General features: G+C 61.6%; 13 protein-coding genes and 1 tRNA gene. 4 read left to right on the top strand and 10 right to left on the bottom strand.

Annotated features, from left to right (window positions below; translation table 11 throughout):
* Positions 1–13: 13 nt before the first annotated feature.
* On the bottom strand, positions 14–652 hold the full coding sequence (locus J2X62_RS13635) for a TetR/AcrR family transcriptional regulator (protein WP_080736329.1): 639 nt from the start codon (positions 650–652) through the stop codon (positions 14–16).
* A 359-nt stretch (positions 653–1,011) separates the two neighbouring features.
* On the opposite strand from J2X62_RS13635, the gene J2X62_RS13630 reads away from it, so the two are divergent.
* Together J2X62_RS13630 and J2X62_RS13625 are read left to right on the top strand one after the other, a co-directional pair.
* Positions 1,012–2,280 carry a hypothetical protein gene (locus J2X62_RS13630; RefSeq protein ID WP_310181210.1) on the top strand — a complete coding sequence of 423 codons (1,269 nt, stop codon included), beginning with the start codon at positions 1,012–1,014 and terminating at the stop codon, positions 2,278–2,280.
* Between the two features lie 74 nt (positions 2,281–2,354).
* On the top strand, positions 2,355–3,719 hold the full coding sequence (locus J2X62_RS13625) for a dipeptidase (protein ID WP_310181209.1): 1,365 nt from the start codon (positions 2,355–2,357) through the stop codon (positions 3,717–3,719).
* Here J2X62_RS13625 and bcp read toward each other — a convergent pair.
* Positions 3,708–4,181 carry a thioredoxin-dependent thiol peroxidase gene (gene bcp / locus J2X62_RS13620; protein ID WP_032370166.1) on the bottom strand — a complete coding sequence of 158 codons (474 nt, stop codon included), beginning with the start codon at positions 4,179–4,181 and terminating at the stop codon, positions 3,708–3,710. The two genes, J2X62_RS13625 and bcp, sit on opposite strands and share 12 nt — an antisense overlap.
* 78 nt (positions 4,182–4,259) lie before the next feature.
* Here bcp and J2X62_RS13615 point away from each other — a divergent pair, with 78 nt between their 5' ends.
* Positions 4,260–4,481 carry a DUF3618 domain-containing protein gene (locus J2X62_RS13615; protein ID WP_027497653.1) on the top strand — a complete coding sequence of 74 codons (222 nt, stop codon included), beginning with the start codon at positions 4,260–4,262 and terminating at the stop codon, positions 4,479–4,481.
* 92 nt (positions 4,482–4,573) lie between these two features.
* Positions 4,574–4,647: transfer RNA gene (locus J2X62_RS13610), tRNA-Lys, on the top strand.
* 496 nt (positions 4,648–5,143) lie between these two features.
* On the opposite strand, the gene J2X62_RS13605 is transcribed toward J2X62_RS13610, so the two are convergent.
* The 8 genes from J2X62_RS13605 to J2X62_RS13570 all read right to left on the bottom strand — a co-directional run bounded on the left by J2X62_RS13605 (position 5,144) and on the right by J2X62_RS13570 (position 14,069).
* Positions 5,144–6,604: a carboxylesterase family protein gene (locus J2X62_RS13605; protein ID WP_310181206.1), complete on the bottom strand. Its 1,461-nt coding sequence runs from the start codon at positions 6,602–6,604 to the stop codon at positions 5,144–5,146.
* Positions 6,605–6,727: 123 nt separating this feature from the next.
* The gene (locus J2X62_RS13600) at positions 6,728–7,510 is read right to left on the bottom strand and encodes a fumarylacetoacetate hydrolase family protein (RefSeq protein ID WP_310181205.1); all 783 of its coding nucleotides are present in this window, start codon (positions 7,508–7,510) and stop codon (positions 6,728–6,730) included.
* A gap of 77 nt (positions 7,511–7,587) precedes the next feature.
* Positions 7,588–8,634: a 4-hydroxy-2-oxovalerate aldolase gene (gene dmpG, locus J2X62_RS13595; protein WP_310181204.1), complete on the bottom strand. Its 1,047-nt coding sequence runs from the start codon at positions 8,632–8,634 to the stop codon at positions 7,588–7,590.
* Positions 8,631–9,578: an acetaldehyde dehydrogenase (acetylating) gene (locus tag J2X62_RS13590; protein ID WP_310181203.1), complete on the bottom strand. Its 948-nt coding sequence runs from the start codon at positions 9,576–9,578 to the stop codon at positions 8,631–8,633. Before J2X62_RS13590 ends, dmpG begins: the two co-directional genes overlap by 4 nt.
* 40 nt (positions 9,579–9,618) lie before the next feature.
* Positions 9,619–10,461, bottom strand: coding sequence for a 2-keto-4-pentenoate hydratase (locus J2X62_RS13585; protein WP_371832721.1), 843 nt, complete (start codon positions 10,459–10,461; stop codon positions 9,619–9,621).
* Complete coding sequence (locus tag J2X62_RS13580) at positions 10,458–11,126, bottom strand: hypothetical protein (protein WP_310181200.1); 669 nt, start codon at positions 11,124–11,126, stop codon at positions 10,458–10,460. Before J2X62_RS13580 ends, J2X62_RS13585 begins: the two co-directional genes overlap by 4 nt.
* A 61-nt stretch (positions 11,127–11,187) precedes the next feature.
* Positions 11,188–13,110 carry an FAD-dependent monooxygenase gene (locus tag J2X62_RS13575; RefSeq protein WP_310181198.1) on the bottom strand — a complete coding sequence of 641 codons (1,923 nt, stop codon included), beginning with the start codon at positions 13,108–13,110 and terminating at the stop codon, positions 11,188–11,190.
* 110 nt (positions 13,111–13,220) lie between these two features.
* Positions 13,221–14,069 (bottom strand): dioxygenase, encoded by an 849-nt coding sequence (locus tag J2X62_RS13570; RefSeq protein ID WP_310181280.1) that lies wholly within the window; start codon positions 14,067–14,069, stop codon positions 13,221–13,223.
* Positions 14,070–14,136 lie beyond the last annotated feature (67 nt).

Here is a 14,136-nt window from a genome sequence, read left to right as displayed (position 1 = left end):
TGAAGCGGGCGGGTCAGGCTTCGTCGGTGTTGACCGACCCGCCGGAACGCCTGCTCTCCTTCTCTGCGACGAGCAGATACGCCATCATGATTCGCTTGAGTTCGGCCACGGCATCTTCGTGGCTCTGGCCGTCCTGCACCGAGAAGTTCAGCATCGAGTAGACGATGTGTACCAACACCTGGGCCATCAGATTGCGACGATGCCGCGGTGTGCGCGGCGTCAACGGTCCGAGCATGCGTGAGACCTGATCGGCGAACTCGCGCTCGTGAATGACCCCGGTAGCGCGAGTGGACGGTGTCGACTGCATCGCGAGCCACACCTCGCGGCGCGACGGGTCCGTCATCCACATGCCGGCCATGTGGTCGACGAAATTGTTCAGGAACCGCACCCAGTCCAGGGACGGGACCTCGCCGTCGAACTCTGCCAATTCCTGTTGGACGCCCACGAGGTCCTGACGATTGAGTTCGCAGACGATGACGTATTTGTTGGCGAAGAACTGGTACAGCGTGCCGATCGGCAGCTCTGCCCGTGACGCGACTTCTTCACAGGTGAACGACTCGAAGCCCACGTCGCTGAGCAGTTCACGCGACGCCTGGAGCAACGCGTCGAATTTGCGTTGGCTGCGTTCCTGCGTGGGACGGCGCCTCGGCATCAGCTCCTGAGTCTGCGCCGTCGACTCGAGCGCCGCGTCGAGACGGCGCGAGGACTGGGCACGAGCAGAGGATTCCACCCGGTCAGGCTATCCGTCGCGGGTGCACGGTATCCACTTCTGTCGTGCGGGTCGCATCGCCCACTCCGGATTCGGTCGTTCTTGTGGGGGAGCGCTGTGTGCGTCGACAGCTGTCCGGCCGTCTTGCTGTGACAATCCCCAAGTTCAATATGGGCCAGCCAAACAGGCAACCGGTATGGTTATAGGTATCGAATCAATTTCCGTGCAGGGTGGCCGTCGCTCGTGTCCGTGGGACGACGTTCATGGTCGGGAGCCTCACCCCGGAGCACAGGGAGACTGCAGTGGCAACAATCGGTACAGCGATCGAATCCGGCTCGATGCAGACGGTCTTGCTCGAGCCGACCTCGGGGGAGGTGCTCGCGCACTCCACCACCCCACTCGACCCCGACGTGACCGCCGTTCTACTGCGCGCGATCTCGGATATGCGTGCCGAGGCAGCAACGCTGAACGTGTCGGTCGACGCCGTCGCCGTCGTGCATCGGTCCGAGTCCGAGCGCGCCGAACTCGCCGCGGCAGTGACCGAGGATTCGACGGTGTTCGTTTCGGCATCCCAATCGTTCCTGTCCTGGTTGGCCCGTACGAAGGATCTCGCCGACGCGAGCACGGTGCTGCTCTATTACATGGGCGAACACGGCGTATCCATCTCTCTCGCCGACGCAGCCGATGCCACGCTCACGCCCGCAAAAAATGCTGCCCTGGACTCGATGTCCCCCGAACGAATCGGCAGCACGATTCCGCTGGCTTGGGAAGTGGTCGACGAATCCGGCAAGAAACCGCAGGCTGTGGCGCTGTTCGGAGACAGATCGAGCAACCGGGACTTGATCGACATTCTCTCCCTCGGTCTCGGTGTGCCCGTCGTGCGAGTGGGTGCCGCAGATCGAGTCGCCGCCTGCGGAGCGGCCTGGCTCGCATCGGTTTCGACCGAGAATCAGGCCCTCGTGGTTACGGAGGCAGTCGACGAGTCCGAAGAGGCCGCAGGGCCGGAGACGATCCCTTCGGTCATGCTCACGGCTCCGGTGACAGCAACGGGCAGGTCGAGTTCAGTGACCGGCGGCCGCAAACTGATCTTCGCTGCGGTGCTGCTCGCCGGGGTGGCCTCGGCAGGTGTCGCCGTTGCGGCCACGCTGCCGAGTGACGGGGATGGCACCGCCGAACAGAGCGCCGACCGACGCGACAGCGGTGCCGATTTGGCCGGCGCAACGCGATACGTCGATCCGACGACTGTTGCGCCTGCGCTGCCGGTCGACGCCCTGCCCAAGACGCTCCCGCCCACGGCGGAATCGGCCCTCGCGCCGACCACCACACCGCCGACTGGGACGACGCAGCAGTGGACTCCACAGCAAGGGACTCCGCCGTCCTGGGTGCCGCAGGGCGCTGCGCCTGCAGGTACCCCGCAGCCCGCTCCGGTGACTGTGGATCCGCCGCAATTGACTGTGCCCACCGTCGTTCCCGAGCCGGGTAAATCCCAGGAGCAACTCGAGCAGGAAGCCTGGGATCGGCACTGGCAGCACACAGGTGAATGGATCGCGCAGGAATTGGCCGGAGGCTGACGTGTCGCTTCGGTAGGTGCGAGCAAATGACAGACTGGCGAGAGCCCGTCTGTCATTTCTCGTCTGGAGGAACCATGCCGACCGATGCACGCCCCGCCGACATTCGATCCGCGATCGCGGAGTCGATGACTCGCGCGAAATCGGAGCTGGCAGAACTGGTCCGGTTCCGATCTGTGCACGATCCTCGGCAGTTTCCGGTGGAGGAATGCGTCGGTGCAGCGCAATGGGTGCAGCGGGCGTTCGTCGACGCCGGAATTCCCGACGTGCAGTTGATCGAGACCAACGACGGCTCACTGGCTGTCGTCGGTTCTCGGCCGGCACCGGCGGGGGCACCGACCGTTCTGTTGTATTCGCACTACGACGTCCAGCCTCCCGGCGACAGAAGCTACTGGGACAGTGAGCCTTTCGAGCTGACCGAGCGTGACGGTCGGTGGTACGGCCGAGGCGCGGCCGACTGCAAAGGCAACGTCTTGATGCATCTGCTGGCGCTGCGCGCGGTGGGGGAGTCGCTCGACGTCGGCGTGCGCATCGTCTGCGAGGGTTCGGAGGAGATGGGCACGGGCGGGCTCGAAGCACTCGTCGACGAGCGGCCCGAGTTGTTCGCTGCCGATGTCGTGGTGATCGGGGACACCGGCAACACTGCAGTGGGTCTGCCGACGGTCACCACTACCCTGCGTGGGATAGCCAACGTCGTCGTACACGTGGAAACGCTTGCCGGAGAGGTGCATTCGGGAATGTATGGAGGACCGGCACCCGATGCGCTCGGCGCGCTGATCCAGGTGCTGGCCACACTGCGTAACGAGCACGGGGACACTACCGTCGACGGTCTCGATGGCACGCGGACCTGGGATGGGGTGCCGTACGACGCCGAGCAGTTCAGGTCCGATGCCGGAGTCCTCGACGGAGTCGCTCTGGCAGGTTCGGGCACCGTGGCCGACGCGGTATGGGCACGGCCGGCTCTGACCGTTCTCGGAATCGACTGTCCGCCCGTCGTGGGCTCGGCCGCCGCAATCTCCCCTCGAGCCTCGGCACGGCTGAATTTGCGAGTTTCGCCAGGGATGGATCCGCAGCAGGCGCAGGACGCGTTGGTGGCGCATCTGGAGGCACGTACGCCGTGGAATGCGCGTGTCACCGTCGAGCGTGAGGCGATCGGTTCGCCGTTCCGGGCCAGAACGGACGGCCCGGGCTACGCGGCGTTGTCAGGTGCCTTGGAAGAGGCATTCGGACGTCCCATGGGGACGGCGGGGCAGGGCGGGTCCATTCCGTTGTGCAACGCGTTGGCGGAGGCATTGCCGGACGCCGAGATCGTGCTGATGGGCGTCGAAGAGCCCCGATGCCGGATCCACGCCCCGAACGAGAGCGTGGACCCGACGGAAATCGAGAAGATGGCCGTCGCCGAGGCGCTGTTCCTGCAGCGGCTGGCCGGTTCAGACAGCTAGGTCGCGGCGGAGCTTGGCGACGTGGCCGGTGGCGCGGACGTTGTACTGCGCCACCTCGATCTTGCCTTCCTCGTCGACCAGGAACGTCGAACGAATGACGCCCTCGTAGACCTTGCCGTAGTTCTTCTTCTCTCCGAACGCACCCCAGGCCTGCAACGTCGTCTTCTCCTCGTCGGAGAGCAGCGGGAATGTCAGCTCCTCCTTGTCGCGGAACTTGGCGAGCTTGGCCGGCTTGTCGGGGGAGATGCCGATGACCTCGAGGCCTTCGCCGTTCAACTCGGCGAGGCTGTCTCGGAAGTCGCAGGCCTGCTTGGTGCAGCCCGGGGTGCTTGCGGCGGGGTAGAAGTACACGATCACCTTCTTGCCGGCGTAATCGGCGAGAGAGACATCGTTGCCGTCGGCATCGGGCAGGGTGAACGCCGGAGCGGTGTCGCCCGGCTCGAGCTTGCTGTATTCGGTCACCGCACGAGAGTATCGAAATACCGTCGTGCTCTAGGCTCGAGTACGACCAAGACTATTTGCAGACAAGTTGGAGGACACGTGGCCAAGGACACCGACCGAATCGAGCGCGAGATCGAGGCCGCTCGCAATCAGCTGGCCAGCACGCTGGACGAGCTGAGCGTCCGTGCCAGCCCCAAGAACATCGTCGCCAACACCAAGCAGACGGTGGTGGCCAAGCTCAACGAGCCGGCCGTGAAGTTCACTCTGCTCGGAGTCGGCGCAGTGGTAGCAGTTCTCGTGGTTCGCAGGATCTTCAACTGACGCAACAGGTGCCTTGACCAGCCGATTTCACATCTGGCCGCATCTGCTGTTAATGTTTCTCCCGCACCGCAGAGAACACGCGGTGCGGTTCGGCGCCATTAGCTCAGTTGGTTAGAGCAGCTGACTCTTAATCAGCGGGTCCGGGGTTCGAATCCCTGATGGCGCACACCAAAACACCCCATCACCAGCGTAAAGCTGGAGGCGGGGTGTTTTGCTTTGCGGGGTTTTGCACCAACTCATCACTTACTCATCACTTTGAGGGCAAAGTGATGAGTTGCTCGCTCCGTTGCTGCTAGGAGCTCCGCGCGACCCCATGGAGGTCGTCTTCGCGCCTGCGGTCCGTTTACGGTCCCAAAAGTTCAAGGACAGATCAGTTCCAGGTTGTCCCTGTTCGCGTCACCTGGACGTCCAAGAGTGCCCGGACGGACCGAGGACGACAACCGCTGAGCCGGGGCTCTTCGGGAACCGACCGTTCAAGTTGCACGCCCCGGCCACCGTGATGCAGTGGTAAACAGCTTTCAGGAGTCTCCAGTCGGTCGGCTCGGATGGGGCTAACAGTCGCGATGGCAACTCCGCTTGTATGCCAATGTGTGGTGGGTTTCTGCGAGGGAGTGGATGTACAGATCGCACGGTGGTGGCTCGGGATTGAGCGAAAAAGGCAGTTAGAGCAGGAAATGAAAAATAGCTCTTTCGATCGTTGCCAATGTGTCGAATACTGCAATGTTCTGCGATTCGGAATCGTAGGCCGGCCACTCGAAGTGCTCGCTCGACGGATTCCCGGTGCGGACGAAGTTGATCCACGCGGTATGCATCACAGTGGACAAGGCTTCGACGAGCTGTGGATCGGCTCCATCGAGTTGGCTTGGCACCGACCATCTATCGGCGGCGGCAAAGGTGAAGGGTAGCTCCAGGCAGTGGTTCGAGCCGAGAATTCCGTCCAGTGCTTGCGAGTCGAGTCGGAATTCGTAGGCATACACAGGCCGACTGTTCGATTGTTCGACTACGATTTCGGAGCCCGGCTTCCTGAACCACTCGTCCGTAGTGACGGCGCACAGCACCTCGAACGGGGACTTCGCGCGATCGGATTGGACGTAGCGGTCGTACAACGTGTTCGGGTCTTGATGGGACAACCCGAGCATGTCGACGACCTCATCCGATGAGGCACCGGTCAACGTCGGGTTCAAGGCGAACGCGAAGGTGGACTCGTCCTCGGTCCAGCCGATGAGTATCTCGAGATCCGATTCGGCCAGTGCTGCCAGAGGGTGGAGGGGCATCGTGTCGGGGTCGATGACGGGAGTGAAGGCGATCGGCCATTGGCCTGGCTTGGTATTCCCCACCATGACCTGAATCATTCCACCCAGCAGGCGCTCCGGGCCTTCCCCTCGGAGCCCGTCGATCGAGTCGTGTCCAAGTGCTCGCGCTAGAGATTGCGTGCGTTCGAGTGCCTCGTCAGGCCCGGGGAAGGGCACTCCGAAAGGCCCACTTTGGAGGATCGCGCGGTGGAACAGCCCCCGAGCGGTCGGATGCTGAACCAGGCCGCCGATGGAGATTGCCCCGGCTGACTGGCCTGCGAGAGTCACGTTGTCCGGATCTCCGCCGAACGCTGCGATGTTGTCGTGAATCCAGCGCAACGCCAATGCCTGGTCGGAAAGCCACAGGTTGCTGGTGTCGCCCATTCCATGCAGGAATCCGAACGGCCCCAACCTGTAATTCAGAGTCACTACCACCAGTTGCCCGTCTCGAGCGAAGCGATCGCCCGCGTACTCGGCCATATTGCCGGACCCAAGCATGAAGCCACCGCCGTGAATCCACACGAGGACCGGAAGCGGTCCCTGTGCGGCAGCTGGTCGCCACACATTGATCGTCAAACAATCTTCGGAGGTACGAAAGTCCGGTTGCTTGCCGAGAATCGGGTCGTACGCCGAACCCTGAAGTTGAGATGCAAAGGGACCGTAGCTATCTGCATCCAGAACACCCTCCCAGCCACTATGTGGGCGTGCTGCCTGCCAACGCAGTTCACCGACCGGCGGTGCTGCAAACGGGATTCCTCGGAAGGTGTCGACGCCATCGTCGACGGTTCCTCTGATATCACCGGAGAGGGTGTGGACAAGGGGAAGATTCATGGTGCAGATCCTTCGTTGCGATAGGTGGCGGTGGTGGTGGTGTAAGCGGTAGTGCTGTCGACCCGGTTCGGACTGGGCTGGTCGCCGATCGTTCGCTGTGCGACCCGGTCCACGGTCCACGTGTTATCCAGTGCCGACGGTTACTTCGAGCGAGACGGTGCCCAGCGTGTCGACGGTGGCTGTTATCGCCGTCGAAGCCGTCAAGGGTACTGCTGCGGTCGCCGCTCCTGCGAGAATGACCGAGCCACTTGGCAACTCGAAACCGTAACGCCGAGCGAGCGGAACGATCTCGAGAAGTGCTGCCCACGGGTTGCCGAGTATTGCCGACGTCGACCCCGTCTCGACCGTGTTGCCGTCGATGCTGAGAGTGACCGCCAGATCGTCGAGTGCATCGCCCGACGTCACGTCCGACCAATCGCCGATCACAAACCGGCACGCCGACGTGTTGTCTGCGACCACATCCGCCAGGCTGAAGGTGAAGTCGAGGTACCTGGAGTCGATGACTTCCAGTGCAGGAGCGACGGCGTCGACGGCGCGCACGATGTCCTCACTAGGCCCTTCGACGTCTACGGCACGGCCCAGCCGGAATGCAATTTCCGGCTCGATTCTCGGGTGCACAAGAGCATCCAGACTCAGTTGCCCTCCGTTTTCGATCTGCATGTCGTCCACGAGCCAGCCCATGATGATTTCGTCGACGCCCATCTGCGCCATTTTCGCCCGGCTCGTGAAGCCGAGCTTCGGACCGATGTAGCTTGCGCCCTCGGCCCGACGTCGGTCCAGCAACAGACGTTGAACCTCGTAGGCGCGAGGCAATGTCAGCGAGCCGCCGAACTGTTCCACGGCTTCACCGGTTCGCGCCGCTTGGGCGAGAATGTCGGCCATACGAGGCAAGGTGGGGGGTTGCATACGGAGCTCCTGTACTCGGGCGAAGGGTGTGACTGCTGTCGGACCGCGAAGAACGGCTGGGCCGCCGCGTCTGTCCATCAGCGTTTCGATGCCACCAGATCGAGTGCTATGTCGGTGATCAGATCTTCCTGGCCTCCGACAAGTCCTCGTTGGCCGACGGCGAGAAGTATTGCGCGAGTGTCCAGGCCGTACTGCTGAGCTGCCGCGTCTGCGTGACGAAGAAAACTCGAGTACACCCCCGCGTATCCAAGGGTCAGTGTTTCGCGGTCGACCTGGACTGGCCGGTCCTGAAGGGGTCGGACGATGTCGTCGGCGGCGTCTTGCAGTCCGAACAAGTTGCAGTTGTGTTTCCACCCGTACAGGTCAGCAACGGCAACGAAAGGTTCGATCGGGCAGTTTCCTGCGCCGGCACCATGGCCTGCCAATGATGCGTCGACTCGAGTTACGCCCTCCTTCACTGCGACAACCGAATTGGCTACGGACAGCGACAGGTTCTGGTGTGCGTGAATCCCGATCTGCGTGCCGGTATCCAGTATGTCCCGGTAGGCGCGGACGCGATCGCGCACACCGTCCATGGTCAGGCGCCCACCGCTGTCGGTCACGTATACACAATGTGCCCCAAATGATTCCATCAGCTTCGCTTGCTCGGCCAGCTGCGCGGGCTCGAGGCGATGCGACATCATCAGGAAACCGGACACGTCCATACCAAGCTCGCGTGCCTCCGAAATGTGTTGTGCGGAGACGTCGGCCTCGGTGCAGTGGGTCGCTACCCGGACCGACCTGATGCCGAGCGCGAAAGCGTGTCGAAGTTCTGCAACCGTGCCGACACCGGGGAGCAGCAGGGTCGTGAGCTTGGCACGGTGTACCACGTCGGCGGCGGCTTCGATCCATTCCCAGTCGGTATTGCTCCCGGCCCCGTAGGTCAGGCTGTGGCCTGCCAGTCCGTCACCGTGGGCGACTTCGATGGCATCCACGCCCGCGGTATCGAGGGCACCTGCGATGCGGGCGACGTTCTCGGGGCTGATGCGGTGCCGCATGGCGTGCATGCCGTCACGCAGGGTGACGTCCTGAATGTAAAGAGCAACAGGCTCTTCGGTTTTTCTACCCGCGGTATCATCACTCATCGAGCCATCTCCGTCGATGTCTGTTCTGCCATTTTCTCGGCTACCTGTATAGCCGCTGAGGTCATGATGTCCAGGTTTCCCGCGTACGCGGGCAAGTAATGGGCAGCTCCTTCGACCTCGAGGAAGACCGACACCTTCCACAGACCTGGGCCCTTGTCGGTTCCACCGGTCAAGGTGGTGAGGGGTTCGGCATCGTCGAGTCGGGTGAACTGGACCTCTTGCTTCAGGCGGTAGCCCGGAACGTAGGCATACACCTGCGCGACCATTTCCAGAATCGATCGGCGTATGGCGTCCTGGTCCGGATCGGTCACCAGAGCGAGCACGGTGTCTCGCATGATCAGCGGTGGTTCGGCGGGGTTCAGGACGATGATGGCTTTGCCGCGAGCCGCTCCGCCTACTTTTTCGATTGCATTAGCGGTGGTTTCGGTGAATTCGTCGATGTTCGCCCGGGTTCCGGGTCCGGCGGACTTCGATGCGATGGAGGCCACGATCTCCGCATAGTGCACAGATGTGACGCGCGAGATCGCTGCCACGATCGGGATGGTCGCCTGTCCGCCACAGGTCACCATATTCACCGTCGGCGCGTCGAGGTGCTGTTCGAGGTTGACCGCAGGCACCACGTACGGGCCTATGGCGGCTGGAGTGAGGTCGATCAGCCTCTTGCCGAACGGGCGCAGTGCCTCCTCGTTCGCGGTGTGAGCGCTGGCGGAAGTCGAGTCGAAGACGATGTCGACGGCGGCGAAATCGGGATGCTCGATCAGACCCTGCACCCCGGTGTCCACAGTGCTGATTCCCAGGCGACGAGCTCGGGCAAGTCCCTCCGATTTCGGGTCGATACCGACCAGCACTACGACGTCCAGGCTCCTGCTGACACGCTTCAGTTTGATGACGAGATCGGTGCCGATGTTTCCGGAGCCGATCACCGCTACCTTGGTTTTGCTCATGATGTTCTTCGATTCTGTGTCGAGGCCGCTGTCATGTAACTCATGCGATGAATGTTGCTGTGACGTCGCCGATTCCGGATAGAGACGCTGCGTAGGTCGAGCCGGGCGCGACGGTGACCATGGGACCGAGTGCACCGGAGAGGACAACTTCGCCGGCTCGCAACGGTGATCCGAAGGACAGGCTGGTGTTGGCCAGCCATACCAGCGCTTCCCACGGACTGCCGAGACAGTCGGAGCCTCTGCCCGCGGACACCTGCTCTCCGTCGGCAGTCATGATCATCGTTACTCGCGCAAGATCAGGGCTGTCCTTGCAGCTGATCGAATCACCCAGGACGAACAGTCCCGACGAGGCGTTGTCCGCCACAGTGTCGGCGAGACTGATGTCCCACCCGGCGATGCGGCTGTCTACGATCTCGAACGAGGCGAACACCCGGTCGACGAAGGAGGCCGCCTGCTCGACAGAGATCGGTTCCAGAATGTCGGCAGAAAGTGAGAAGGCGATTTCGGCTTCGATCCGCGGTTGCATCAGCCGCGTGACGTCCACGGCACCAGCGGATCTCGATACGTCGAAGTCGTCGAGCAGAACCCCGAAATCGGGCTGGTCGACTCCCAGTTGCTTCTGTACCGCTGCAGATGTCAGGCCGATCTTGCGACCGACCACGGTTCGTCCTGACTTTATCGATGCCTCGATGTTGCGGGACTGGATGCGATAGGCACTCGCGACGTCCTCGCGTCCGATGAGGTCTCGGACCGGAAGGCATGGAGTGCCGGTTCTGGAAGCGTTCGCCAGTCGGGTGGCCGCTTCGGTTATGACGTGGTGTTCTACGGTGATTGTATTTTTCACGCTGTTCCTCGGTGTTCCGTATCGATCGGATCGGTTCATTCGTCCTCGGCCAAATTCTCGAACAATGCGGCGATCTTCGAAACGTCGAACAGATGATCGCCCCCGTGAATACCGGTCGCCACCAGTGCGTGGTCTACGAGCGGCCGATACGACCTGACGTTCTCCGGTGTCACGCCGCTGGCAACCGCCAATTGATGACCCGTCAATCCCTCGTGCAATGCGCGCAGCCGGTCGAGTTCGAGGGGGCGACCGGTGCCGGGACCAGATGTCGTGACCACGTCGACGTGAGCGCGTGCTCTCGATGCGAGCTCGCCCAGCTGTTCCAGCGGGACGAACGGCTGAGATTTGAAGGCAACCGCGCCGAAGTGAATTATTCCGGAAGCCGGACGAGGCCTGTTCGAAGGATCGCCGCCGAACTCGAGAGCCGGTACTCGATCGGACCAGATTGCTGCCACGGGTATCGACTGGCCGAATTCGCCGGTGAGTAACGCGCTGATTTCTTCGTAGGAACGGGACATGAAATTCACACCCAAGAAGAGCTCGGGATGCGTCGACGCTACCGCTCGGGTGCACTCGAGGAGGCGGCGGTCGTTCCTGTCGTGGTCGATCAGGAATACGCCCCCGATGGGGAAGTCCAGGACCTTCGACACTTCGGAAAGCGTTGTCTCGACGCTTTCCACGTGTACCACTGGATAGATTTTCATGCGAACCCTTTATCGTGGTAGCGATCCGACACAAAACGGTGACCCGTATTCGGAGGCCGCATCATTGCGATCGACCGGATCGTGCTGCGCGTTCCGTCGCTGGAATCATGCTGTTTGCCAGAAATTTCGTGAGCTCGGTCGGCTCGGAGGCCAGCGGTATCACCGCCGCTACGTACTGGTCCGGACGAACGACAACGACAACTCCGCCACGGTCGAGCCCACGAACGTCGAAAATATCGATGTGCTCCGCGACGGCGTACACCTTTTCGTAATCGATAACCGCGAACTTCCCTTTTCTCGGAAAGAACATGCGCGGGACATCACTCAGATCGACCTCATGGTGTAACCCCTGATAGATGACCTTGATGTCGAAAAGATCATCGATTTCAGCGCCCAGTTCCGTGAAGGTTTCGACGGGGGATCCGGGAGAATCGAGCAACCATGTCGCCCATGCAGACAACCGCGGTGAGTCCGCTTCGTTCTTTCCGTCGGAAAAGAGATATATCCGCCAACGCCCGTCTGCGCGGGCATGGTGCCCCAGGTGCATCGGGTACGCGTCCGACACGCGAACCACTTCTGCGGAGCGAAACCGCTTTCCCACCTCGAAGCCGGACGCCGAATTCTGGTGAACGGAGTCGCCGACTATGCACGAGCTGTCGTATCGAGTCATGAACCCAGCCGTGAATTCGCTACTTTTAACAAGATGTTCGGCAAGTACGGACGGGGGTACCTCGCCGGGCTTTCTCGCCATCATCGCCGACCATTCTCTGTCGTAGTCGATCAGATTCTGAGCCACGTCACGTCGCTCGGCTGTATACGTGTCGAGGAGGGACTCAGGGCTCAGGCCCGTCAGCACTTGTCCGAGCTTCCATCCGAGGTTGTACGTGTCCTGCATGGAGACATTCATTCCCTGACCGGCCTTGGCGCTGTGTGTGTGGCAGGCGTCCCCGGCTATGAATATGCGAGCGGACTGAGCAACCGACGTTTCTCCCACGGTCGCATCGTCGAATCGATCGGCCAAGCGGTGCCCGACCTCGTACACGCTGAACCACGGAATGTCTTTGGCCTCCAACGTAAAAGGAGCCATTACCTCATTCGCTTTCGCGACTGCTTCGGCCGCCGTGGTCGACCGGATGGCACCGTTGTCGTCGGAATCCACCGCCCCGAGGTCGATGTACATGCGAGACAGGAATCCGCCTTCGCGAGGAATCAGGAGCACACTTCCGTGTTCCGATTGAATTGCACACTTGAATCGGATATCGGGGAAATCCGTTTCGGTCAGTGCATCCAGTACGGCCCACGCGTGCATGGCCTGGTCTCCTTCGAGCCGCAAGCCGATCGATTCACGCACTCGGCTCTTCGAACCGTCCGTTCCCACAACATATTTGGCTTTCACCAACCGTCGCTCGTCGGTTTTGTGTCCGTCCACCATGCGCCGTAACGAGACCTGCAGGGGGTATTCGCCCGGCTCCTGAGTGAGCGTTTCGAAGCTCCATCCGAAGTTGGGCTCGATCCTGCCAGGCCCGAAATATGCCGCTTCTGCGAAATAGTCGAGCACGCGAGCCTGGTTCACGGTGAGGTGCGGAAACTCACTGACCTCGAACGGGTCGTCGGGGGTGCGTCGCGTTCTGACTATCTGTCCTGGTCGAGTGGGATCGGGCCCCCAAAAATTGGTGGCACAGAAGCGATATGCCTCCGACACGATTCGATCGGCGAATCCGAAGGCTTGGAACGTCTCGACGCTACGGGCCTGGATGCCATCGGCCTGACCGACTGTCAATCGGTGAGCCCGACGGTCGACGAGTCGGATACTGAGCGTCGGATATTGGGACATCTGAGCTGCCAAAAGCATTCCCGCAGGACCTGCCCCTACGATCAAGACGTCGACAGAGTCGGGTAGCTCGGCCGGTCGATCGACGCCATGACCACGAGCCGGCTGCATCCGTGGATCGTGTGTTACATAGCCTTCGTGATGAAATTGCACGCGCGGATTCCTTGCTTTCGATTGACGCGGCCCACCGTTTCGTCGTGTGAGGTCGCGGACTCGAGGTGGTTCGAGACTGATGCAGTGGCCCTACCGAGGTGATGACGCCATCATTCGATGGGTGCCATCGGCAGCTCTGTGGGGCCCTCCTCGAGCTCGAAGCAATAGTCGAGCGAATACCACGGCCGACTCGTGCCTGCGTGTTCGGGATGCTCCTCGTCGTGTCTCACGACGTCACCGACGAGGGCGCGCGTAACGGCGAATTGAACATCGGACTCGAGATGAGGATCGTCGGAGGGATACACCTGGGCAGTGAGAACCTTGTACCCTTCCCGGACGATCAACGCGTGCAGATGTGCGGGCCTGAAGGGATGTCTGCCCTGCGCTTCCAGCAGTTGGCCCACGACCGTGTCCGTCGGAATCGGATAACCCGACATTCTCACGGACTCGAACCAGAATCGTCCGTCCGCATCCGTGGTGAACTGACCACGAAGATTGAAATCGGCTTGCCCTGAGTCTTGATTTTCGTACAGCCCGGATGGGGATGAATGCCATACGTCCACCGTGGCTCCGGAAACAGGAGTCCTCGTCTTCTTGTCGACTACCGTTGCATTCACGAACAGGGGCGCGCCCGGCGTGTCGGATCGAATGATCGAGCTGCCGTTGTCGGACTCGGGCGAGTTGAGCCTCCAATAGGGCCCCAGCGAGGAATGCTGTGTTTCGGTCTGCCCGCTGTCTCCGTTGTTCATCAGGTACACGAGCGTCGATATGCCCAAGGAACCGCACATCAGCACCGCTTCGTTGTGTTTGGCGTTCGACGCCTGCCCGATATCGTTCAGGAGCTTTGTGGCAGTGCGATATTCGGACTCGGTCAATCGAACTTCTTTGACGAATTGGTGTAGGTGAGTAATCAACGAAGTGAGGATCTCACGCAGACGTGGGTCCGAAGTTCGGTTCATCACCGCAACGACTTCGGGTGTTACGTCACGGTAGCTCGTAAAGATCATTGCTTCGCTCCTCGCGTCG

This window comes from Rhodococcus sp. 3258 (assembly GCF_031456475.1).
GTDB lineage: Bacteria > Actinomycetota > Actinomycetes > Mycobacteriales > Mycobacteriaceae > Rhodococcoides > Rhodococcoides fascians.
The sequence above is the reverse complement of the archived record's forward strand: the minus strand, read 5'-3'. Positions and strand labels throughout refer to the sequence as shown.

Bases quoted from the DNA above. Each gene is read 5' to 3' on its own strand.
- dmpG (WP_310181204.1), bottom strand. From the start codon at position 8,634: ATGAGTGATGATACCGCGGGTAGAAAAACCGAAGAGCCTGTTGCTCTT.
- J2X62_RS13590 (WP_310181203.1), bottom strand. From the start codon at position 9,578: ATGAGCAAAACCAAGGTAGCGGTGATCGGCTCCGGAAACATCGGCACC.
- J2X62_RS13600 (WP_310181205.1), bottom strand. From the start codon at position 7,510: ATGCAACCCCCCACCTTGCCTCGTATGGCCGACATTCTCGCCCAAGCG.
- J2X62_RS13625 (WP_310181209.1), top strand. From the start codon at position 2,355: ATGCCGACCGATGCACGCCCCGCCGACATTCGATCCGCGATCGCGGAG.
- J2X62_RS13635 (WP_080736329.1), bottom strand. From the start codon at position 652: ATGCCGAGGCGCCGTCCCACGCAGGAACGCAGCCAACGCAAATTCGAC.
- J2X62_RS13570 (WP_310181280.1), bottom strand. From the start codon at position 14,069: ATGAACCGAACTTCGGACCCACGTCTGCGTGAGATCCTCACTTCGTTG.
- J2X62_RS13585 (WP_371832721.1), bottom strand. From the start codon at position 10,461: ATGAACCGATCCGATCGATACGGAACACCGAGGAACAGCGTGAAAAAT.
- J2X62_RS13580 (WP_310181200.1), bottom strand. From the start codon at position 11,126: ATGAAAATCTATCCAGTGGTACACGTGGAAAGCGTCGAGACAACGCTT.
- J2X62_RS13605 (WP_310181206.1), bottom strand. From the start codon at position 6,604: ATGAATCTTCCCCTTGTCCACACCCTCTCCGGTGATATCAGAGGAACC.